The following is a 25,556-nucleotide window of genomic DNA, read 5'->3' as shown; positions in this document are numbered from 1 at the left end:
ACCCCGGTTCGGTCCAGTCCGCGTTCGGTAGCATATGAATGCGATCTCAGGAACCTTCACCAGAATGTCCTGGTATCTGCTCGTGTCCTGGAGCCAGCAGTCTGCCGCCATGGGGGCGCTGTCCACCCTGCGGGCCGCGGTCGGAGACGAGGTAAAGGGCTGTGAGTTCTACGGGCCGACCGGGCTCTTCGGATTGAAGGGATACCCGAAGCGGGTCGCGTCGGCCGCACAGGCTCAGGATGCGGGAGCGCAGGCCGGTTGTGGGCCGAATCGGAACGACTCACCGGTGTCGAGTACGCGAGCGTGCTGTCCGGTGCCGCGGACAACTCAGGATCGAGGTAAGTGCCGTCCGAGCCGGGAACAGCGTGGCCGGACACAGCCGGAACCGGAGAAACGGGCCCGGATACCGCCTAGCTCGCATCACCGGATGGATTCCCGGCCGGACCGTCCAGCCGGCTGTCCGGAGACAGCCCCGGCTCCTCTCCTCGGATATCCGGCTCCGCCACCGGCCGACCACCGGATGAGTTCTCCTCGGGTTGGCCGATTCGCTGCCGGTTGTGTTGCGCCCATTGCCCCGCCAGAATCGGCAGACCGACCGGCAGGTCCTTCAGCCGCGTGAAATCCAATTCTCCGATCCGGTCCGGGGCCACGGCCTCGATCGCCGTCTCCACCGGCGCGAATCGGCTCCGCATCCCATAATCGGCGCCGACCCGATCCATCACGGCCACGATGGACCGCACCGCATCCTGTGCTGCTTCCGCCTGAGCCCTGGTTGCGCGCTCCGGCAGCTTCCGGATATCGAGAAGCCAGGTCACCTTTCCCGCACCCGCGAGCCGAATCGCCTGTTCCAGCGTGGTATATCCGGTGCTGAAGCGGCGTTCCGTTTCATCCATCTGGTGGAAGTAAGGAAATCTCGACACAACCGGCACACCATCGGAGGTCACATCGATCTCGAGCACCAGTTCTGTCGCGCCGAACTGAATCGCGCACAGCGAATCCCAGGTATACCTGCCCCGGTACTGAATGCGGCGCGAACCAGAGCGCACTGTATCCGGTGAATCGCCGGGACCACGCCCACCGAGAATCTCGCTGAGCCGGGCTCCGGCCTCCTGCAGCTCCCTCCAGTCGCGCTCGCCTCGCGGCGCGGAAGCAGGTTCGAACGCCATGGCCCGCTGCGTCGATTCCAGATCGCCCGTGGTGATCCCGTCGACCGCCAGGGCGAGCTGGCGACCGACCGCCGTCTCGCTCGCACCGGCCCGGCCATACACCGCCAGCGCGGATACGCCCTCCTCGGAGTATCCGCGAGCTGCCAGAAGCAGGTCCGCTGTGATCAGCTCACCCGGCAGCGAGAGTTCGCGGACGCCGAGCTCACGGGCGGCCCGCACGATACCCCTGCGACGTACCTTCGCCGACCATTCCGCGCCGATCGCTCGCGCGGCCTCACTATTCTTGTGCGGAAACGCGTCGGCAATCACCACCAGTGGCACACCGGGCAGGGCCTGGGCTGTCCGGGCCAGGAGATCCCACCGGCGGCTTGCCAGCCGATAGTCTACGACGGAGTCCCGGACTGCCTGATCCGCCGCGACCGCGAAAGCACCAGCGCGCGCGACACTCATCTCGGAGTCGACGTCCAGCCGGACACACAGGCTCGCCGGTCGGTCCAGGTGCGTGGCGAGCTCCCGCAGTCCTACCACTCGGATACCGGTATCGCCGACCGGCACCGACTGCAGGGTGCCCGGCAGGCCACGATGACCGACACCGTGGAAGTGCAGATCGGCTGCCGAGTACCGGAAAACGGTCCGCGCGACCTCGGCCGTGGTCACGGTCGCCGGTGCCCGATACACCACTGGCACTCCTTCGGCAGTGAGAACGACACCCACCTCGATAGATGTCGTTCCCTCCCGGAGGGCACGCAACATTTCGGGAATGCTGCCGACCTCGGCGCGGAGGTCGAAGGGATAGGTGCGGGGCGATATCCACGAGTCCCGGTCGAGGCCGAGAACGGCCGCCGGATGCCGCGGCCGCTCCTGACCGGAAAATGCTCCCCGGTCATACGTCGGTTGTTCCAGTGCTTCCCCTGTCGCGAGTTTCGCAATGACCTCGGCGCCACCCACCAGCGGGCGCATCTCGGCAGGCCGCGAGGTGCGCACCCCGACAGCACCTGCCTTCGCCAGTTTCCGGGCTCCTTCCACGGATACCTCGCGCTCGACGACGACCAGAAGCGGGCCCTTCCGGCGGGAGCGAATTCGGCGAAACGCACTGTGGTCGAGGAGTTTCCCGGTGACCACCATGGTCGCCCCGGACGCCCGGGCGCAGGCGAGTGTGTCTGTGGACCCGGCGGCCGCTACGCAGGCAATGCCCACCTCGGCCAGCCGTTCGTCCGCGGCCACCCGGCTCATGATCTCCGGTTGGGACTCCGGGATCTCGAATCGCACCGGCACCTGGAGGTTGCGAGCCACGGCTGCGGCGCCGAGGAACAGATCACCGGGAAAGTCACCGTCGAGCAGTGAATCGCCGGGCGCACAACGCAATGCCAGCCCGGCTCCGCGCCCGGCCACCAGTCGCACCAGTTCGTCCAACGGCATATTCCCGAACGAGGAGACCAGCCCATGGGGTTGGTCGTCGTAGAGCAGGCGCGGCCGGGCCGCGTCTCCGACAAGGGGTGACACCCACGGCACCCCCTTGTACCACCACAATTGCGCACCGATCACGTTGGCCCCCGCGCTGATCGCGGCACCGACGATATCGGCCGTGATCGCCTGCGGCGCGTATCCGTTCTCGAACGGAGCCAGCTGTCCCGCCGCCAGGCGAGCGGGGTCCAGGAGTGTCGCCGCCCCGGCACCGGACGGCGGATCGAGAGTACCCGGATCGGTGCGTTGGTACCGATCGACCGCCCCGAGTACGGCATCCGGGCAGCCGGTGACGAGCCCGTCGACGCCGAGCGCGACAGCGAGATCCAGGTCCGGCTCGGAGGCGACTTCCGCGACCACCGCGATACCGTGCCGGCGGGCGCGGAGCAGGTCGGCATAGGCCACGGCCGGAGTCTGCGCACCGAATGCCCGCAGGTCGAGACGCAGCGACCGTGGCGCCCCGGGAGCTCTCGCCGCCACTGCCTCCAGTACGGCCGGGTCGCCGCTGGTGAAGCCGACATCCACCCCGATGCCGCCGAACGCGCTGACGCACGCCGCTATCGCGGCATCCGTTTTCTGCCCACCGGAGTCCGCACGCCGGGACGGATCAGGATCGACGCGCACGACGAGAGAGCGCACTCCGTATGCCGCCGCGCAGTGCGCGACCTCGGTTACCGTCGCGGTGGTTCCCCGCAGCAGCACACGGCCATCCGCCGCCAGGTAAACCGGGATCTCGGCCCCGCCGGTGGCCGCGGACTCGAGGAGGTCCTGCCATCGCTCACCCGCCACGATGGGCAGGACCGGGACCGGCCTCCACCCGAGATCTGCGGAGTTCGAGCGTGCTGCCCGGGGAGCGAATTCGGACTCGTTCAGTTCGACGGCCTCGTCTGCCCACGGTGCGGGTACCACCCTCCTACCCCACGGGCCGCGCCCGTTCAACACCGTTTCCGTCAGATCGACCAGGGCGCGGAGTTCCAGAGCGCAGTATTCGGCGGTGCCCAACGGCCCGGGATCGTAGCCGTTCGAGGCGACGGCGGCTTCTACTTCCGTCGGGGCCGGCCCGAAGCGAGATTCCAGCACACCGCGATAATGCGGATCCATCAGACCGCAAGCGGCGCCTATTTCGGCGGCTGAGGCCCGCGCGATGGTCTCGAAGACCACACCTGTGGAGAGTCCGTGTACCTCGAGCAACCCCGTCAGCATCCGATCCCTCGAAAGGTCCGCGGAGAAGTTGCCGGTCCAACTGTTACCACCAGGGCCGGACGCAGCACGTGCGGTCTCGCTGACCACTACCGGATCGCGGTGGTCGCCCGCATCGGGTCCGCGAAGCGGGCGTCTGCGGTTTCCCGCCCTGCCACGCGAACCGGAGCCAGGACTGATCGGGCCACGGTGCCGACCGTCGACGGGGCCCAGGTACTCGTTGAAAACAGCTGGGGCCACCGTGTACTTCAGCCAATCACCGGCTTCAGCTGGGTCGGCGGGAAACTCACTGCCGCTGACGCGAACCCGAATCTCAGCCAGCACTGCATCAACGCTCACCTCGGACCCCCTGGTCCGCGCCTGCAGTTCCGCTACTGTCCGCGCCCGCAACGCCTCCTCGTGCTCAGTCATCAACGCCTCCACACGCCGGCCGCTACTGTCGACCGCAGCATCGACATCAGAGACGGCCGGTGACGCGACCAGTTCCCAGACGCTGGGCACCGCTGCCTCAGGACCACGGTCCACCGTCCCCGGACCCGAGGCGCCCAGGTCGGCAACGGCCAACTGAACGGTCCCGGCATTCGGATCCGACAGACACTGCGGAACAGCGGCCATCGGACTCAACGGACCCTGTGGTGTTCCGTTGGGCCGAGTCGCGTTGGGCATGGGCAAATTCGACGCCGGCACTTCCCCTGGCTGCCCGGCCACCATCGAGGGGCTTGCCACCGCCGGTTCCGGAGCCCGAACCAGGTCAGCACCGATGTACATCTCTGTCGGCTCGTTCCTTCCGGGCGCTGTCGAGGCACCGCCGGGGTGGCCGTCAGGGTGGGGCGTTGGCACGGTCGGTTGCGAGAAACCGGGCACTGCGGCCTCGGGACCACCGTCCACGGTTACCGGCTCGAGGGCGCCCGCGAGCGGGCGTGGTCGATACATCTGGTGTGGGGCAATCTCCGGCTGCGGTTCCTCGCGATCGAGTTCGAAATCGGATTCGCCCAGCCCCGGTTCCGAGTCGGTGCCAACGTCGATCCTCCGGGCATAACCGGCGTAATGTTCAGTGGCCGCTGCCAATACCTGCTCGGCGACTCTGGCCTTGTCCCCCCGGCGGCGTACCGCCGCCCGGGCTTCGGCTACTGCCTCACGAAGCACCAGGCGCCCGTTGTCGAAGCTGTATCCACCGAGTTGGCTGCGCAGCCACTGCCCGAACGTCATTGCGGGATCGGTGACCACGCCCCGGTAAGCGTGATGTAGCGCGAACAGTAGTCCCGCACGCACTATCGCCAGCCGCTTCAGGCGTGAGCGTTGCAGCGCCGACATTCGACCGTAGCGTGCCTCCCGCTCATCGGGCGGCATTGCCAGCAGCTTGTCCAACTCCCGGTCCTCATCCGAGAACAGGATCAGCAAATGGGTGACTTCGTGGTCGATATAGAAGGCCACTTCGTCACCCGGCACCCCTGGATGGAACCCGGTATGTGGGCCCGCGGAAACCGGTTCGAGTTCCTTGTCGACGGAAAATCCGTCCCAGACTGCATCGGTGTACGAGGCCCGCAGATACTCCGCGTCGCGGGCAAATCGCTCATTGAACACCAGGGTCCGCGCACCCGCCGAGTCCACGCGCACCATGGCGACCACGGGTACGCCGGTCTTCCTGTCATCCGGTATCGGCTCGATCACGACGGCGGACACATCGACGAACGGATACCCGTCCACGCTGTCACGAAAGCTTTCGGCGATCCTGCGTAAGATGCCCCTGTCCAGGCCCGGCCCGGCGAATCCGCGGGTAGCGACATGAAGACCCCGCAGGGTTTTCCTGGCTTCGCGACGCGCCTCCCTTTCCGCGGCGTTGGGCGGCTTCCCGACGCGACGGCGTCTCCACACTTGCGCCTGCTCGATCAGCAGAGAGTGAAGGACACGGTCGATATCGGTGCCGGGCGGGAGCCGGTGATATTCCCGAAATGCCGATCGCAAAGCGTACCGGCCGTCCAAGGTTCCGTTGCGATGGAAGCAGCTGGAGCCCAACCGGCTTTCCATCCAGTCCTGGAACCCCAGCTCGAACTGGTACTCGCGCTCGTCCTCGTCGACCGCGTCGTCATCCGGCCGGTGATGGTTGTCCGCGTATTCCTTTCGCAATGCGTCCTGCGCGCCGGTCTCGGCGCGCCAGCGCCCCGCATAGCCGAGCGCGTCGCAGAAAGCGTTCAGCAGCTCGGTGTCCACCTGGTCCACGGTGATGTCGGGGCTGATCCGGATTCCGGTCGCGCGAAGCTTCCCGTAACGGTACTCGGCGTCAACAATGACGAGTGGCTTCCGAACAGCTACCCCGCTGGCGTTCCTCGACACCGCGAGGTTCCGGTCGAATTCGATCTTCCTCAGGCTCAGCAGGCCGGCATACTGATCGAGCATCTCCTGCACCGTCCCGGCGGCGCGCCCGGCCACCTGGGCCGACACGGCACCGAACTCGGTGAACACGATCTTCCGGAAGCGCTCCCGCAATCTGTCGACAATCTGCTCCGCCGCGACGTCCGGTTCCCCGTCCATGTCACCCTGCCGGTCGTGTCTGCGGAGACCCTGGCCTTTTACGTCCCGCCTCCTGGACGGTGCGGGCTCATCGCTGTCGGTCAGACCGATCCGGATATCACCCAAAACGGCCCGGCGGCCCGGCGGCCCGGCGAAGTCCCGGGGCGACGGGAATACCGTACCGACGGTGCGTTCCACCTGTACCGGTCCGTTCCGGTCGTTCTCCCGGGCTTCGAAGTCCTCCCAGCTCAGCCACTCCATCCGCACGGTGTCGTAGAGCCGTACTTCGTCCGCACCCACCCTGACCATGACGTAGGCATGTGCACCGACCTCATTCCGCTCCGTCCTGTACACGTCCACGGCCAGGGCGCATCCGCCGATCGGAATCCGGTCGGCCAGCGTTGTGCGGGTGCCGGGTGAACCGTCAGCAGCGGGATACTCCATCAGCTCCCGGCCGCCCATCGCCACCTCGAGCGGCGCCTGTCCGTGTCCGGGCAGTGTCGGATCATCCTTGCGGAGGTCGGCTCCCGATATACCTGGTACAGGCAATGCGTCCAACGCCCGCGGGGCGCAGACATTGCTCAGGCCGGAACCCTCCGGTGTCGCCTGGGACGACGGCACGGATCCGTCATCCCAGGTCACACCGGAGGGTTTCGAAGTCACACCGTCTTCGTCGGATTCGCGTCCCGACCGTCCGGTCACCGGAGCTACGGAACCCGATGAATTCGGTGGTGTGGGGTCGCCGACGTACTTGTCCAGCGAGTCCGGCTCCGGGGTATCCGGGGTATCGCCCGCTGGTTGCGCCGAATGCGGTGACGCACCGGGCGCGGTCCTCGATGCTGTCGCGAGCACCTCACGCCACTGCTCGAGGGCTTCCCGCCGAGCCCGCATGACTTCCCGCCACTCGATATCTGCCGGACCGCCCCGGGGTCCGATGTCGTCCGGCGCCCCGGATTGCGCCAGCTGGTCGAGTGCGGCCGTAACTTCGTCCGCCCGCTGAGCACCGACCAGGGCCAGCAGGCGGGCGGGTTCCTGAGCGCACACCGTACGGCCGGCGGAATCCAGCCTGTTCCACCATGTCACCAGTACCTGAACAGCTCTGCTGCGGTCCTCGACTCGGTCGTCACGCGGCACGTCCCGCGGTCGGCCTGATGCGGGCACCGAGCGGCGCATCGGTCCGGGGTGCTGGGCCTCCGCCAACTGCCGCCGCAGTGCCTCGATGACCTCGTCCTTGGCTCGGTTCGACGCCTCGAGCCGGGCAATACGTTCTTCGGCATCTATCTGCTCCTGCTTTTCTGCCACCTCCTTCCGGAGCCGCTCATACTCCTTCTTGTGTCCCTCTTTGTCCATCGGCTTCGGTGATACAGCTACCTCCCTGATCATCTCGGCGAACTTCTCTAGATCGCGAGCCATTTCCTCTGCCAGCCGCAGCTCACGTATGAATTCGTCGCACACGAGGTACCGCATTCCGGAAATCAACTGCATCCGGGGCGCTTCTTCGTTCATATCGAAATTCATGGCGTGATAATCGAATCCGAAGTACTGCATCGCGGTGGCAACCGGAATCATCTGCTCCTGCATGTTCCGGAGAATGACCACCGTCAAGATATTGAGGTTTCGCAGTAGTGCCAATGGATTCAGCAGGTACGCGCCGATGTCGAGACCCTCGCAGGTACCATCCCCTCCTTCGTTCTGAATCTCTATATGCATGTCTCCGAATCTCACATAGAAGCTCCGGTTCCTTGTGCATTTCTTCTTGTCGTCCGCATCGTCGAGTCGTGCACCGCAGGCCCTGGGATCGTTCGATTTCGGCGATGCCGGGTGTTCCGTGTCCGGCGAATAATGCTCGGCGCACGCGTAATAGACTTCGAACACTTCGGGATCTGCCATTTTTGCAACATCTTTGAGGTATTGCAGGATCGACTCGATGGGAACGTTCCCCTCGTCGACCTCCAGCTGATGCTGGGGCGCCACTTTCAGCAGATAGGTGTAGAAGAGGTGCAGTTGGAGCGAGTACGCCTTGGCTCGATCGGTGTAGTCGCGCTTCCCATCGACCTTGCTCTTGACGAGAAGCCGCTTTCCCTCTTCTTCTTCCATATCCTTACGAAGAGCAGGGTCCAGGAGGACACCGTCCAGTGCAGGGTGCTCGTTCAGCAGTTCGCTGTGTGGTTCACGCAGTTCGGTGTGCTGCTCCATCAGCGCCGTCCGCCCGGGATCCAGGTGCATATGGTCCTGCAGGTACACGATGTGGATGCGTTTGCCCGACAGGATCTCGTAGATCGTCGCCGCAATCACGGCACCCATTATTTCGTCGAGTGGCGCGTCCGCGAGGTTGATCGTGATGGTGCCGTTCTCATCGATTCGCATCGCTTTGCACGTGTACGGGCCGGCCCCTTCGATCTCGATCTGTTTCGCCGCCAGCAGGTAGTTGAGAACGATCTGACGAAGGGGCTGGTTACCGATCACCACGTCCAATTCGAGCCCGAGCGCTGCCAGGCATTGTTCGATGTCGAATTCGCCGTCCCCAGCGGCGGCCCGGTAGAGCAAGTACTCGTAACGCGCACGACGTCTCTCGACGTACTCGCGGCGCTTTATGACCTTGCCGATGAATTCCTGCTGCTTTTCCTTCGCTACGCGCATCGACCACGCTTGATCCCAGTCGCCGGTGTCGTGTGCCTGTACCGCCCCGAGGTATTTCTTACTCACGGTGTCGATGGATTCGCCGATCCAGGTGTCTACCGTGCCCTGGTCCCCGAGCGCGGCGAGAAGGTGGGCTTCGATCGCATCGAAGTCGACCGACATAGCGTTCTCGGCAGGTTTCAGCAGATTTCCGGTGGGTGTCTTACGAATATCGTTCACGCATTGTTCGACGAAGACTGCGTGCACGAAACGGTAGATGTCGCCGGCGTCGAGAAATTCCTGAGCCTGAGTTTTCCGCTTTTCCCTCTCCGAATCTTCCCACGCCTTTTCCTGAATTCTCCGCTCCTGACGCTGCTTCCTCGACAGATTCTCACCCGGGTTCTTGACAGAGTCGGGATACAGGATGTCCCCGTCGGTGAACCAGTTCGCTACATATCCGGCCATCCGATCGGGGTCGTCCAGTCTGCCCAGAAGTTCATCCGGTCCGCGGCCCCTGATGACATCCATTGCCGCACCGATGATCTCGGACCTTCTTCGCGGGTCGGACACCGCTGTGCGAAGTTCATCGATAATCCGCTGACGACCGTGCAGGTCTTCGGACGATCCGCCTCCCCGCGCCTTCTTGCCCCGGCGATTCTTTCCGCTGGAGCCGTCCTGCTCCGGACGTTTCCCGCCTGCCTGGTCACCATTGGGTACCCGGTCGAAGAATTTCCGGCAGGCTTGTTCCGCCTTCTCCCGGTACCCGATCGGCCCGAGAATGTATTCCGACCGCGTGAGAATACTGTCGTACTGTTCCGGCCGGTGTTGTTGACCGCGAGACGACCACTCGTAGAACCGGTCGAGGTGCGGGTCGGCCAGATCCGTCCGATACAACGGAATGCCGTTCTTCCGGCCGGTCGACGCATCGTGGACCAGGGCGGCCATCTCCGCAGCCTCAGGATCGAGACCCAGAGTGACGGGGTCCGCCGGTTCGGGTGATGCCAGTTCGTCGTCCGCGTCATCTTCCGGCCAGTGCGGCGCATACATCCGGGTGAACTCGTCGAGCTTCAGTCCCGGTGCGTCGCAAAGAATTTTGTGTCCCCGCACGAATTCCAGCATGCGACGATACTTGGCGACCGCAAACTCGGCCGATTCCCGTGCCTCCCCGGACGCGTCGCCGGCCACCAGTTCGAGTGCCTCTTCGGCCAGCGCCAGCTCGTCCTGCACCAAGGCGAGCACGGTGGGTGGTGGTTGATGATAACGCCGGGCGTCACCGCCCGCGCCACCGAGAGTCACGTCGCGCCGGTATTTCGGCGGGCCGTCGATCAACTCGGCATGGACCTTGCCTCCCCGGCCGGCCATCAGGCCGGGAAGAAACTTCGGCAGTGGCGGATCCGATTCGTCGACAACGACGAGTGCGCCGTCACCCCAGATCTCGGCCAGTTGACGCTGTGCGATGTCAACGGCAAAGGCAACTCCATCGGCCGTCTCCGCGGACCACGTCGCCAGCCACCGGTCGTTTCCGGTGTTCGCCCCGGAATCCCCGGATCCGCCGGTGTCGCCGCGGGAGCCGGCCGCGGCCGGCAGTGTCACGGAATGCCATACCGGCCCTCCGGGGCGGCGCAGACCGATCGTCACCGTGCCCTCGGCATCGACAGTGATCTGCACCGCAGTGTCCGGGGTGATCGCCACCATCAGCCACTCGGTCAACCGTGTCGGCCAGGTTCTACCGGGGAGGGCCTCCAACAGCATTTCCGCATACGAACACAGGTCCTGTGCAGTAGTTCTCTCGCTGACCCGGCCGCTGAGTTTCGCGGTACTACCGTCGAGGTCGATCGACATTGTGGCCGTTTCCGGTGTGGCTCCGTTGCGGAACCACACTGTCTCCCCGCCACGGTTCACGCCGACCCGAATCGGCTCAGATTGCGCCGCAACGACCGAGCCCAGCCAGGACGTCACCCCTTCCGGGGGCTCGACAGCCAGCTTCGCGGCGAAGGCCGCGGCGGTACGACCACGGTCTTCGGGCTCCATCGCGGGGCCGAGAGCCCCGTCGAAACAGTGCGCCGGCGTGAGCCGCTTCTCCGCCGGAGTCGCCGACTGCTGCCACGGCCGTTCCTCGAACCGGAGCCAGTCCCCCGTGCCGCCGGCCGGGTCGGAGACTTCGACGCACAGCCCCTGCCCATTCCGCGTCTGAGCGGCGATCCGGGTATTCCCGCCGGACAGCGGAGCTGCCTGCAACAGACATGTGGATATACCTCCTGGCAGGGAGAAATCGCCGTGAGGGAAACGCGGCCGCTTGATCCCGGCCTTTCCGAGCCGGACCAGCTGCCGGCCGAGATCGGCGAGGTCCTCGGTGCCGGCACCCGGAACTGTGGCCGCCGGAACCGACCGGACAATTCGCGGAGGGTCCGCCGGACCCACTGCCGCGAGCGTCATCCGGCGGGAGCCGCGCGGATCATCGATCTCGACCAGTAGCAGCTGCTCGTGCCCGGTATCCCATACCGAGGCCGTTACCGCGGCGTCGGGCCGGTCGGTCAGAACAGCTTCGGCTTCTGCGCTCACAGTAGTGAAACCACGATCATGCAGCCACCCGCCGATCTGCGCGGCGGTGTCGCCGGAACCGTCTCCATGCACCGATATCCACTGTGCGGGCCGCGGACCCGGACCCTGCCACTCCGACAACGGCTCCACGTCGTACGCCTGGAATCCCGCTCGCGCGGCCGAGATCTCCGACAGGGCCTGATGTCCGGCGATCCGGCCGGCCTCGAGGCGCACCGGAACACCTCCTGTCCAGGACATCGCCGCTGGTGTTGCGGCAAACGGCTCTGTCCAGTTCTCACCGGCACGATCCAGATGGCCCCCGCTGCCTCCGATTTCCCTGCCCCAGATCCGCAACTGCGTTTCGTCCGACCGCATCACGTCCTCGAACGGCCAATCGGCCCGAGGCACCCGGGCAGGGCGGTCCGCGGCGCGGTGGGCCGGCCTGTCAGGACCGAGCGACGTACCCCGCGGCTGCCGCTTCGCCCGCAGCTCGCACCACGGACGGACACCGTCCCCGATTACCAGCGACAGCCCTTGATCATCGGCGGCGATGCGGACCTCGAGTGCCTTCCCTCGGGTGGCGACCACATGGCGCACGGCCGCATCGACTCGTCTCCGCACGAACTTGTATTCGTCGCCGGTCTCGGTGAAGGAACGAACGACCTCGCCCAGACACCGATCCAGCCACCGGAATTCCTGCACCGTGCCGTGTGCCAGCACCACATCGACCTGCTGTTCGCCGAGATTGGCAATGAGGTCGAGGTAGGCGTTTCCGGTGTCCGGCCGCCCCGCCGCCGGATAATCGGTCGGGTCCGGATCCAGCCCGATCACCCGAAGCCCGGTCGCCGTCCAGTTCACACCTCCGTCCGCGGGCCCAGCAGCCTCCGGCTCGCTTACGACCAGGTCCGGGTCCAGCGCCGGCGCGTTCGCATCACCCAGTCCGGCCACGACTCTGCCGTTGCGGATCACCGCCGCCCGCGTACCGGTGGGCACTCCGTGCGCCGCGCCGCGGAACGGCGAACCGGGGACATGCTCATAGGGCACCCACTGGCCCGCACACCATTCCCACGCCACCACCGCGGGCCCGGCGACCTTCATCACCGCGTATACGCGCACATCCGCGCCGAGGTCGCGCGCCGGGTCGGCGGACCGCTCGTAGCTGTCCACCACGACCGCCGTATCACCTACCGCGAGCGCCGCCGCGATCTTGTCGTGTGCGATTCCGATCTCGTCGCTGGAGAACCCGTCGAACGGGTCGGTCGCACCGAACGCAGCGTAGACATCCCCGACCTTCGCCGGATCCCCGCTGTGCTCGGTGTGCACGACGCCCGGATGAACAGCCTCGATCAGCCGGCACACCTGCAGTACGGCATTCCCGGGCGACGTACGGCCCGGCGCCTGCCCGGACCGTTCCTCGGTCTCACCCGCCGAGTCGACCAGATAGTTCCGGGCGATCGCGTAATCGATCGACGCCGAGTCGTCGTCGGTGAGGTCGGAGCGCCCCTCGGTCTCCGCGAGTGCGCGCCTTTCCTCACTCAGCGACTCGGCATCCCGGGAGCCGGGACCGAAGACAGCCATGCTCTCGAATTGGCCCGGCGTACGAAGTCGCTTCGCCATCGCTTGTACGGCGAAATTGAGCCCGGGACGTCGTCCTGCCAGCTGATCCCGCTGGGCAGGCGAGAGTTGAGCATATGCGGCCGGGTAGGTGCCGGTCGGGCGGCGGCTGGCTGCCTCGACCACATGGCCGGCTTTCACCGGCGTGGAGTCCCGCCCGGACAACAGGTCCGCAGCACTCTTCATGATGTCGCCGCCCGCCGAGATGTTCTGTCCGGCAGAGCCGGAGGTAGTCGCCAGCTGGTCCAGCGTCAGCTCACCGTTACACCATTGATCGAATGCGTCCGCGCCCGCGGCCCCTCGCTTCCGAAGCTCCATGGACACAAGTGACAGCAGTTCCGGTGCGTGCTCCTTCGCGGCCGTCAGCAATCGCGAGATCCCCGAACTCTGCGCCTCCGGCGCGACGGCCACCGGCGATCCTGCCTCGGGACCCGCGAGTCCGGCGCCGGCGGAATCCGGCCGTAGCTCGTTCGCGCCGTCCCCGGTGCGAGCGATCTCCTTATCCAACAAGAACTCTGGAGCATCCTCCGGCACCGGCACCGCTCTGCCCCCGACATAGGTGGCGATGCCGGTCTTCTCAGCGCCGTCGTACTCGCCGTCCTCATACGGACGCCACCCGCCGTACTCCTGAGGTCCGGGGTTCTCCGGGTCGAATACCCACACCTCTCCATGTGGGACACCCGTACTGGTCGGCCCGGAACGCCCGAGCGCATGATCCAGATTGTTCGTGAACAAGACCTCGTGGGCGAGATCGCCGCCGTTGTCGATAACGGTCTTGACATACGCAACCTCATCCCGCGCCCTCAGCGATTCGACGACAGCGTGCGGCCCGGGAGCCCCCTGCAACCGGCAGCCTCCCGCCTCTTCGTCATCGGCCAGCAAGGTGCCGCCGAGCGGGGTGGTAAGCGGATCCTTGATCAGCGGATTACCCGTCACCCGCTGCAGTTCCCGGTGCACCTGTACCGAGCAATTGTTCACAGCCGTGCTCGGAATCGGGGCAACATAATCCGCCGCACCATCCATGGCCTCCGACCCAAGAGGCTGGCCCGGCCCGGCGGTCCCGGTCTGCCTCCCGCTCGGGCCACCGGTCCCGTTCCCCACCGAACCACCCGGCGCCTTCCAGGTCGACGGCTCGCCCCCCGGCACCGTCCCCGCGCGGCCCGGGGTCGTGCCATCGTCCCACGAACTCGAGCGCAGATCGTCGTCCGGCAGGCCCGTCCGCACCCCGGCCGGGGCTTCTTCGTCGGTCGAAAACGGTGGAATTCCGAATATTTCGTCCGCGGCGCGGTACAGCTCCTCAACGTCCACATCAGGACCGGAGAAAACGGATTCGTCCGCTATCGTCACACCGACAATTCGTGCTGCCTGCATGACCTCGTACAGTGAATGATGCTGGGGAAGCAGGGTTGCGATCAAGGCCCCAGCGAAACCGCGCCCCAGATCGCGGGCGGAGTTGTCGGGCAGATTCAGCCAGGCGAAACGTGCCATCATTCGAGCCGTCATGCCCGAAATTCCTGCAGTCAGCGGGATTCCACCGGCCAGGGCAACGGGCTGGAACCACTGCCCCGACGTATCGAATTCGATGGTGACCGAGCCGGGTGGATACGGCAAAGGCACTGCGTAATGGTCAGGATCGAGCGCCAGAGCGGTGTCGACGTCGACAGGTCCTTCGTCGCGATAGACCAGCACGGTGCGCACAACCGCGTTCCCGGTGTCGTCCCGCAATCGCCGGCCCTGCGGGTCGTAGCGGTAGACGGGCAGGGCGTAGCTGACCGTGTCGTCGTCGGCCTGTAGCGCGGCCTCGAGTGCCACGATATCGACTATGCCTTCGTCGTCGCGGGGCAGCAGTGGGAACTCACCGGGATCCAGTCGCTGCTTGCCGAACTTGTGCAGTGCGCCGTCGGGGAACGCCTCGAGCTCCCGGCGTGACAACTCCATACCCAGCAGCGCAAAGTCCTGGATCGTGAGATGCCAGCGCGCCACCTCCTCGAGCGGCCGCCGGGGAGCAGCACGGCCGAGATCCCATTCGATGGCCCGCCGAGCCGCCTCGGGGCCGGGCGGAATCGCATGCTGGGCGTCGCGGATCTCCGCTGCCGTAATCTGCGCCCCGCGACCGACGATCGACGCGCGGACCGCGACCAGCCGGTCGACGTCCAGCCCCATCCCACGGGCCCTGGTTTCCCACTCGTCCTGGTTCAGGAGTTTCGCCAGGCCCTCGTCCAGCGTCATGCCCACCGGATCGACGGACTCACGGTTGCGGAGCATGGCGCTGTACACCGCCGACATCAGCTCCCGCAGATTGCCGTGGGTTTTCAACTCGTTCAGCGTCACTGTCGACCGGACCATGCCGTCCCACCCGAGCTCGCTGTACGCGAAAAATGCGGCCTCAATCTCCGCTTCGGGCGCCGCAGGGTGCAGTTCCGCCAGAACTTTCCGCAATCGGTCCAGCACGGTCAGTACCGCAGCCCGGCATTCGTCGCTCTTGTAGAGCCGCCGCGCCAAATCGACCTCATCATGCACGCGCCAGTGCCGCCACCCTTTCCGAGCCGGGCTCTCCGAAGGCGCCGCGGGTGCGTCGGTGACGGTGCCGGCAGAATTATCGGCGTGAGATGCGTCCCCGGCAGGGGTTTTCCCGGGCGCGTCGACACCCGGCTCCGGGATATCCACTTCGATGTCTTCCGGGAGAGATTCGAGCAGCTTTCGCAGGACGTCGTATTGCGCGATTTCGACCTTCTCGACCGAACAGTGAGCAGCTACCGCTACCTCGCGTACCGATCCACCGTGCAGAACCCGATGCACGGCACACGCCTTCTCCACAGGGTCGGCGAGACTGTCGAGCCACTTGCGCACACTCTCCGGATTACGGTCGGCGATCTTCGCGGCAAGATTTCCCAGCACGACGGGTTCTTCCGTGGGCACAGTGTCGGCCATCTTGCGAGCCGCGCGGTAAACTCGCTGCTTGACCGCCTCCGCACTCGGGTACTTGCCGTTGATTTCTATTGTTCGCGCAACCTCGGCCAGCGCATCGACCGACCCGGATCCCCGGCGCCGAAGCCGCAGATATTCCCGCACCAGCCAGGCATTCTCCGGCGATACCGCGCAAGCGCGAGCGGCGGCCTCGAACGAACCGTCGTCACGCACAATTGCGGCGGAAAGGCGAGTCATGGGCGGATCTTGGTGCCGGTAACCGGAGACAAGCCAGTCCGCCAGCAGATACTTGGTCCTCCCGTTGACCCCCGCGGATGGCACCGCGCCCGCGCCGTGCACCCAGTTGCGCGCGGCCTGTTCAGCGATGTAAGCACCGCGTTGCCCTGATGACTGGCCGACCAACTGCGTCAATATTCTCGGCACTCGCAACCGCGCCGCGGTCACCAGCCGTCGCGCGGCAGCAGCGGGGTTCTTCGACTTATCGATGCCGCCGTTCCCGCCATCGCTCGGCGGTGCACCGACCCGGCCCCACCGCGGATAATCCACGTCCGGCCGACCCGACGGCTGCTCATTGTCGGCAAGCCCGTCGAACGGATCACCGGCACGGTCGAACTCCCAACGATAACCGGACAAGCCCGGATAATGCTTAACCGGACTGAACGGCTCGTCCCGAACCACCGGCGGGCCCGCCACCCTGTTGCCGAACTCATCGACCGGATAGCTCAGTTCGTGAATCCACACCGGAGAATCGGAGGAATCCCCGGCAGTTGCCCCCGGCATCGCATCCCGCCGATACAACGTGACCACATGCCAGCCAGCCTCGCCCGGGACCATTCCACTCCCGGGCACCGTCGCGCGCGGCACCGCAACCACCGTGAAGCCGGCCTCGGGATCAGCATCGAGCGCCTGCGCGATCCCCGACAGCGCAACCGGCCCATCATGCGTGACATTCGCCCCCAACAACCGGGACACAGTCGGGAAGTTCACACCGAAATCGTGGGCCAACGCTGCATATGCCCACTCGAGCTCGAGATCCGGGCTCCTCCGCCGATTCCGTAGATACCCCGACAGATTCTGGCTGATGAAAGCAGCCTCCGTCGTGAAACACACGTTGTCCCCGTGACCACCGAACAGAGCCAGATGCGCATTCTGCTCCGGACCCATCGACGGCGCCGGCTCGTCCACGGCGACGGTGCCGGAAGCGGTGTCGAACATCCTCGTCGAGGGGTCGTCGACCACATCGCTCCCCGGCCCGTCGGAGCCCGACGGTGCATGAAGGTCGATGCCATCGCCGAGTTCCTCGGCGGTATCGATTTCTTCCTCGGCACCACGGCGGCGATTACGCCATCGGCCTGAGCCTCCGGATACCGGCGACGAGCCGCTACCAGTCGGGTCGCGCGGCACGACCTCGTCATCGTCCGGCAAATCGCCGACCCTGTCGATCAGTACGAGTGCCTGCGTGACCAGCCCGGGCTCCCCAATCACCTCGACAACACGAACCCGCCGAAATCCGTGGTCGCCGGCTACCGCAACGATGGCCGTCTTGCGTACTGCATCGTCCAGAAGCCCGGTAGTACGAGTGTGGTTATTGAACCGATCCAGTTCGTCGGTGTTGTTTTCGGTATCCCATCGGCAGTGGATCTCCGCGACTCGGTCTCCCAAGGTAGAGAGCATTGCGGCCAGCATCTGCTCGGAAGTAGTGCCCGGTCCGGGTGAGACCGTGTATTCGAGCACGCCGTCCGGATAGCTGATGGCGCGCACACCAGATGTGCTTCCGACCCGTTCCCAGCGGTAGTGGACGCGCCGCATCCCACGCTCACCGAACACGTCGATGAAGGTGTGCGCGGGTAGACCGGATCCGTCCTTACTGTGCAGAATCTCTATCCGGAGAATCCCGTCCGACTGAGCGATCCGAATGCGGCCGCCCTCGGCGCCCAATTGTTCGGCCAGCCATTCCGCAATCCACACAGGCTCCCTGCTGGGACGTCCGTTCGTCGCGATATCCCGATATCCGGCGCCCGCCAGGATCTCCGGAATTTCCAGGAAGGTCTCGATCCCCACGCCACCCGGGATATCAGCTTCGAACAGAACACCGTCGCCCAGTGCGGCATAGATGTCGAGCCCCACCGCCAAATCCTGCGGAAACCGGCGGTCCCTGGCCCCGCGCGGGCCACTGACGGTGACCACCCCACCCGTATCGCCGCCGTACAGCACCACCGTCCCGTGTTCTGCGCACACCGTGACTGCGTATTCGACGATTTCACCGATCGCAGCCGGATCCAGTGATGATGCTGTACAGAAGTTCTGGACCTGATGGGTGATCTGTTGCCGGAGGTTTCGGCCCTCGTCGAAGGCCCCGGCCTGCTCCAGTGCGACCCGCAAGCGCCGATCGCCGTGGCGGCCGACAACATCGATACGCACAGTCAGCGTGGCGTCATCACTCGACAACTGCACAGTCAGTGGCGGGTTGTCGGGATCTCCGCTGACAGTGACAGTGACACCGGTTGCCCGGGCGTCTTGCACCATGGCCAGCAAGTCGGATTGCACGTCGTCGAACCCGTGGGTTGCCAGCAGCGGACCGAGCAGAATGGTCGACCCGCTTGTCCAGGAATGCTGTTCACTCAGTTGCGATGGCCGGTAGTCGTGAAAGTCGCATCGAATCGAATGAACCGCCTGGGACATTTCGTATCCGGTGCGGCGTTCGACGATGCGAAGCTCGGCGCTCCACTTACCGTCGATAACGAACTCGGCCACCTCGACCTCGACATCCCCGGACCGGGTCGGCGCCGAAGCCACCAACCTCACCCGGTTCAGCGCACGGGCCACCTGCTCCGGTGTGAACCATCCGGGCAGCACGTTTCGGACCTGCCGATCGGTTTCGTTATCCGGTTTTCCGGCGGGAAGCAACGCTCGCGCGGGTTGTGGATACGGCAAGCCAGTCGCCGTTCCGCCGGCCTTCGCCGATTCCTGCTGTGCCGTGTCAGATGGTCCGGATGGATTCAGGCCCGGGGCCTGTTCTCCGAAGTTCGGATTCGCCAACCAGTAGCCCGCCAGTGTGTCCGCGAGACCGGCGACACCCTCGCGGTGTACCTTCAGGCTGTTCCAATCCTGCTCTGGAATCTCGAAGCAACCCGCAATGAATCGCCGGTCGATACCACCGGGGAAGGACACAAGGAACGGCCGCTGTTCAGCTTCGGCCGCATTGACGAAGCCTCCCGGCGCATCGATAACATAGATACGGCGCACCGAACCGCCGCCCTGGGCATATGCTCCAGCGACGCCGAACTGCCGGGTGGTCGACGGCCACGACCATTTCCGCGGAAACGGTTCGGTGGATGTTCCCCGCCACAATCCGTGCTCGAAGACCTCGCCGGCCGGCAGTTGGCTGCCCCGCAGCACCAGGCAGTCGTCCGTACGCCACCCAGCAAGAGGGGAGGGTTCCTCGCCGATAGCGATATCAGCGAGTATCGACCGTACCTCGTCGTCGGAAACCATCCGTCCCCGCGGAGCCGCCGCGACAACATCCCGATCCTGTTCCAGCGCATCCCCGTCCGACAATCGGATCACCGTAGAAGGGGTGCTTTCCTCCGCCGCGAGCCGACCGACAACCTCGGCGCCCGAAACGGGGCCAGGCCATGGTGCACGCCACCCCTCGGCACCGAACCCACCAGCGGCCCCCGCGGCTGCCACTACTTCGGGTAGAGCAGAATCCGTTGTGAGCAGGCTGTTCCCACCGGTCCTGCGCTCGTCAGGTGCTTCGGATTCGGACCACAACTGCTCGAGTTCGGCAATCGCGGAAGCCATCGGCTCCATATCGCGCTGCGTGAGCATCCGGTTCAACACGTAGTTGCGGGCCTTCTTCGGCACCGACCGGCCGGATTGGAGGGCGGCCGCGGCGTCCTCCTCACCGAAGGCGTCGGCGACACCGAATTCCCGCTCGGTGTACGAGCCGATATCGACCTTGCCTTCGGCATTGCGGATCTGCTGTCGAACCAGTTCGGCATCCAGGATTTCGGCGGCCACCAGCCTGAACTGCCGTCTCAGCACCTGCTCGGACCACTCGTCGAAAGTCATCGCCTCCCGGGGCGGCGCCGGCTCGCTATCCGGCCCGGACAGGCGAGCACGCGTCGCCAGGACCGCCAACTCCTGTACCACGATCTCGGGTTCGCCGCGCAGATCCGAGTCGATCACGAGGACGCGGGTGCCATCGCGCTCGACAGTCAGCTCACTGCGGGTGCCGTACTCGATCCGCCACGGCTGCTGGTGCACAGTCAGTGCGCCGTCGCGGCGGGTGTCGTCCTGGAGCGCGACTACCTGCTTCGACAGGAAGACCGAACGGTTCACCAGATCGTCGACGTCCTCCCCCAGACCGGTCACCACCGGTGTCGGGAGCCCGGGGCCCGGAGGGCCACCGTGGTCGGCGGCGGAATCGGAAGCGTCCTCTCCCAAAGCCGCGAACGCCGCGACAGCTCCTACACCGCCGGCCAGCGTCGCGGCACCTCTGAGGATTTTTCGACGGGTCCGGCCGTCGGAACCGCGGGGTCCGGGAACCTGGTCATCCGGATGTCCGGTGACCGGATCGGTCTCGCTCGCTTCCAGCAGACTCCCGGCCAGCGCGTGGTAGTGCTGCACTGCTGATCGGAGCCGCTCATACGGATCCCCGTGCTTGCGAGCGTTCTCGAATCGTCTGTGCCCTTCCTCCTGAAGGAACCGGTGGTACCGGTCCGCTATGACAGTCTCGAGGTACCGCAGCGCATGCTCCGGATCCATCAGCGGCGCCGGCCGTGCCCCCACCAGCTCCGCGGCTTCCCGCAGCTCCGCCTCGGCCTCGGCCCGGCCGAACGTACCGTCACCGGTTCCGGTCAGATTGTCCCCGTCGCCGCCGGATCCGACCTCCAGCGGAGCTGGATCCTGGGCCGTCCCACCCTCCGAAGCCGGCTTACTCGGCACCGTGATGCCTGCCCACGGGTAATCCGTACCCCGAATCCCCGGCAGACCCACGGTCCAGAATTTCCGTGCATATTCGGGGCTCGTGACGTCCGAGAACACAATGCCGGAAACCCATGGCAGAGCCGGTTTCCGCCGCCACCGCGCGAACGGTATATCGCTGCCCAACCCCTCGCCGGCCCAGATCTCGCACACGAACACCCGGCCGCCCACATTCCTGATGATCACCGGCCGGGCGGGCGTGCCCGTGTCCCGGCTCAGATCGTCCGGGGCCTGTTCGAAGGCCACCACCCAGGATCCGGGACCCATTTCCTCCGATAGCAGCAACGTTTCGATTTCACCGTAGGGGTCGGCGTCGGGATCGCCGGCATTACCGAAACCACCCGGATGGAAATGAGCACCCAACGCGGCTTCCGTCTGGCGGGGTGTCACATTCGGGTTTTCCGCTGAAAACTTTTCGAGGAACCTCTCGAACCGGTCGGCTATAAGGTCACGATCCACGTAGACATCCGGCCGAGTACCCTCGCGACCCGGATACCGCCCGGCCACTGGTTGGTCCGGTCGTGATTCGGCACCATCCAGTGAGATGTCCTCCTCGCCGAGGTGCGGCGCGGCCATGTCCTGGGCTGACGCCTCGGATGTCCGGGCAATACCGACACGCCTGAGTTCGCCCCGCCGAGCATCATCCTGCTGCGGCACACCCTGGGCGTCGTAGCGCGAGTACAGAACCTGCTCGGCATCGCCGAACTCGCCCGGCTCGTACCGGCGCCATCCGAAGCGCTCGTCAGCGCCCGGACGCTCCGGGTCGAACACCCACACCTCGCCATGCGGACGTCCTGTGCCACCCGGATACATTTCCGCGAGCGCATGATCCAAATCGTTCGTGAACAACACTTCGTGCGCCAATCGGCTTCCGTTGTCCACAACGGTTTTCGCATATTGCGCCTCTTCGGCCGCTGCCAACCCCACGACGATATCCTCGACCGAATCGGTCTCGAGCAAGGGCGCCTTACCCGCCGCTTCATCTTGTTCCTGCGTAGTGCCCGAGAGCTCATCCGACGGCGGAATCTCGATATCCGGGTTACCGGTGACCCTGTTCAACTCGAAATGCACCCGCGGCGAGCAACTGTTCGCGCCCGGGCCGGGCGCTACATCCGGCCGCACATAACCGGCCGTGCCGACCTGCTCTCCGGGCTCGGGCTCCGAGACACCGGCATCCCGCTGGTTCACCGGATGCCGTGCTGCGACCGCATCCGAATCCAGCCGGGAATCCGGATCGAACCTCGACTCCGCGACGAGAAATGGCTGACCGTTGTTGCTCCCGCCCCCACACAACACCAACGCTTCTACAGGTTCCCCGACCGGAATGTCGGCGAACCGCCCCAGCAACTCGAACGGATACTCGTAGACATGGGGGATCGCCACTCGGTGATGATCCGGAAGTGGGATCTGGGCCTCGTTCTCGTTCCATTCATGCACCCCCACCCGCCGATCGCCCATAAACCGCGGGGGCATGATGAAAAGCGACAGGACACGACCATCCGGCATGAACAGATGCACCACATCACCGGTGGACTTCACATGCCCCACCACGTCCTGAACCGATCGGAACCGTTCATCACCTAGCCGGAACTGCGCCTTCAGCACGTACGGCGCCGCAGTCAGGTCGTCGAAGTCCCCGGGCACCCGGGCACTCCAATCCATTCCGTGATGGCTCTTGCTGTCACTGAACCGATAGCACTCCGGAACAGGACCCGCCGCCCAGCGCCGCCCATACATTGCCGGTTTCGGCCCCGCCGCACTGCCTTTATCGACGGGAGCGGCCGTCGAGTCGGTGGCAGCGGCGAGGGGGCGCCCAATGGGAGGATCGGCGGCCGCAGCAGCTCCCGCTATCCCCGCTTCCGGTGCAGCCGAATCCGTAGTGGGCAGACTGTTTCCACCGGGGCCCTGCCTGTCGACTGATTCGAATTCCGAATATACGACTTCCAGTTCGGCAATCTCGGAAGCCATCGGCTCCATATCGGGTTGCTGAAGCATCTGAGCCAATATGTGCTCGAGGGCTTCCTTTCGAGTAATCCGGCCAGACTCGAAATCTGCCGCAGCGTCCTCCTCGCCGAATGCGTTGGCGACACCGAACTCCCGCTCGGTATACGAACCGATATCGATATTTTCTTCGGTGCTACGGACCTGCCGGCGAATCTGTTCGACGAACAGGATTTCGGCGGCCCGAGGACGAAGCCGGCTTTTCAGCATATGGTGGGACCACTCGTCGAAACTCATCCCGTCCGAGGGCGGCGCCGACCGCTGATCGGATTCGAACGGCCGAGTGCGTAAGGCGAGAACCGCCAACTCTTGGACCACGATCTCAGGTTCACCGCGCAGATCCGAATCGATGACGAGGCGGCAGGTTCCATCACGTTCGATTATCAGATCGCTGCGGTCTCCGTACTCTATCCGCCACGTCCGACGTCCGGGCGCAGGCATAGCCGGGTCCTGGTGCGTGTCTGTCTGAAGGGTGCGCACTTGCTCCGATAGGGTCGCCGACCGATTCACCAGTTCGTCGACTTCCGGTCCCAAGCCGGTCGACACCGGTATCCGGATCTGATCCCCCAAGTCCCTACCGGGGTGGGGGGCGGAGTCGGCACCACTTTCTCCAAGGGCAGATGTCAGTGCGACAGCACCGGCGCCGCCGGCCAGCAACGCAGCACCGAGGAGCACATTCCGGCGGGGCGGGCCGCCCGGGTGCGGAGCATCCGAGTTACCGGGATTCTCGGTAGCCCGCTCATCCGCGCTCGATTCCAGCCGGTTCCCGGCCAGCAGGTGATACCGGAGCACAGCCCGTTCGAGCCGCGCATACGGATCTCCGTCCTCATCATCAGCGCGGTCGAATCGCTGCCGGCCCTCCTCCGGCAGGAAGCGGTGATACCGAACGTCCCGCACGGTCTCGAAGTGATCCCACGCTCGCTCCGGATCCAGCAGGGTTCCGGGCAGGGCTCCGACCAGCCCTGCAACTTCCCGCAGTTCCGCCTCCGCTTCGACCAAGCCGGACGCACCGTCACCGGCCGCGGCCAAGCGTGCGGCGTCACGACTGGCGGCGAGAAGTTCAACGTCTCGGGCTGTCGGCTCCCCGCCGTGTTCGAAGGCGGAAACACCGAGGGAAACCAGGCGGGACAGTTCACGCGGATCGCGACCGTCCCAGCCGGCGATCACTGTCATGTCCTCGACAGTGTCCATGAATTCGGAGGTGATCTCGGAGCCACGGACCAGCACCGCCGTCGCGCCACATCGGATTGCCTCGTCCAGAGCTTGCTGCGGGTTCTTGTCCAGACCGAGCCACACCCGGTCGATACCGTCGGGAACCACATCGGCTATCGCCGCCATCACTTCGTCGTCGGCAGAGGCGAATCGGCATCGAGTGCCCCACCGCTCGACCGCCATGAACGACTCCGCCACCGCTTCCGCCGATTCGGGCACAACTGTCAGTGCCGTCCCCGAACGAGCGGCCAGCTCGGCCATTTCGCCGAAAGGCAGCAGCGCTCCCGGAACATCCCCTTCGCGGGTAGAGCTATTTCGGATCGCGTATTCCAGCTCGGCGAACGTCCTCTGCCCGGATCCGCCGCTGACGGGCCCGGCCGCGATCGGCACCCCGTCAGAGGTCAACTCCGCTGTCACCCGGCAACTGATTCCCGATGCACCACCGAATGGGGCGACCCGTTCCGGAAGCCACACCGTTTCCATCCCGAATCCGGGCTCGGCTTCCTCCCGGCCGAGAGACCGAGCGTCCTCGAGTCTCGAGATATCCAGCAACAGCAATAGCTCCGTGCAGGCGGTAGTGATGTTTGTCGGCCGACCTGCCGACCGAGATCCGAGAGCGCCGCGCCAGACCTCCAGGTCCTGTTCGGTGCGGTCGATTGCGGCGGCGATTTCGTCCAGATTTCCGTTCGCGGCGACGGTGGCGTTGTTCAGAACACGCCAGTCGACGCCGGACAGCTCCAAGGCCGAGCGCAGTTCCCAGGTCGGCTCGTCGGGCAAGACGACGAAATCGATGTCGTCGAGTGCGACGGCCCCGTGTATCTGCGCTTCTACGAAATTCGATCGCCGGAACGGTTGCCCCGAAGGGTCGATTGCCACGGAGTTCGTGTCCGCGGAAACGCAGAATGACCACTCGCGAGGATCGCGGAGAGGCGAAGGTATCGTGCGATGTTTGTCGACCATCGAATCGCCGACCGTGAACGTCGAACGTTCTCGAACCTCCGGTTTCAGAACGATCTGCACCTCGCCCCAGAAGCTCAACATATCGGTGTGGTACGACCCGACTGTGCCGCTCGGGCGAATTCCATCGACAGCAACGTATCCGTATACCACTTCCCGCCCGGGACCGAACCATTCCCTCTCCAGAGCTCGCCTTCCTTCGCCCGGATTCGGCCGATAGCGCCCCTCCTCGAGAACCGATATCAGTGTCTTGGTATCGACTCTGATGGCTATCGGCTTGTCGTGTAGCAACATGCTCAGCTCACGTTGCAGCATGGATCGCAGAACGTTGTTGTCCAGGTCGAGCCGGGCCGC

1 protein-coding gene (only partly in view) is annotated in these 25,556 nt (G+C 65.4%); it reads right to left on the bottom strand.

All coding sequences use genetic code 11. The annotated features are described in order from the left end of the window. Positions 1-410: 410 nt before the first annotated feature. Positions 411-25,556: the 3' portion of a protein phosphatase 2C domain-containing protein gene (locus ACIA75_RS25095; RefSeq protein ID WP_397108065.1), read on the bottom strand. The gene runs 18,522 nt beyond the window's last position; only the last 25,146 of its 43,668 coding nucleotides appear in the window; the start codon falls outside the window, past its right edge; its stop codon occupies positions 411-413.

This window comes from Nocardia sp. NPDC051750, assembly GCF_044453135.1.
Lineage (GTDB): Bacteria > Actinomycetota > Actinomycetes > Mycobacteriales > Mycobacteriaceae > Nocardia.
The sequence above is the reverse complement of the archived record's forward strand: the minus strand, read 5'-3'. Positions and strand labels throughout refer to the sequence as shown.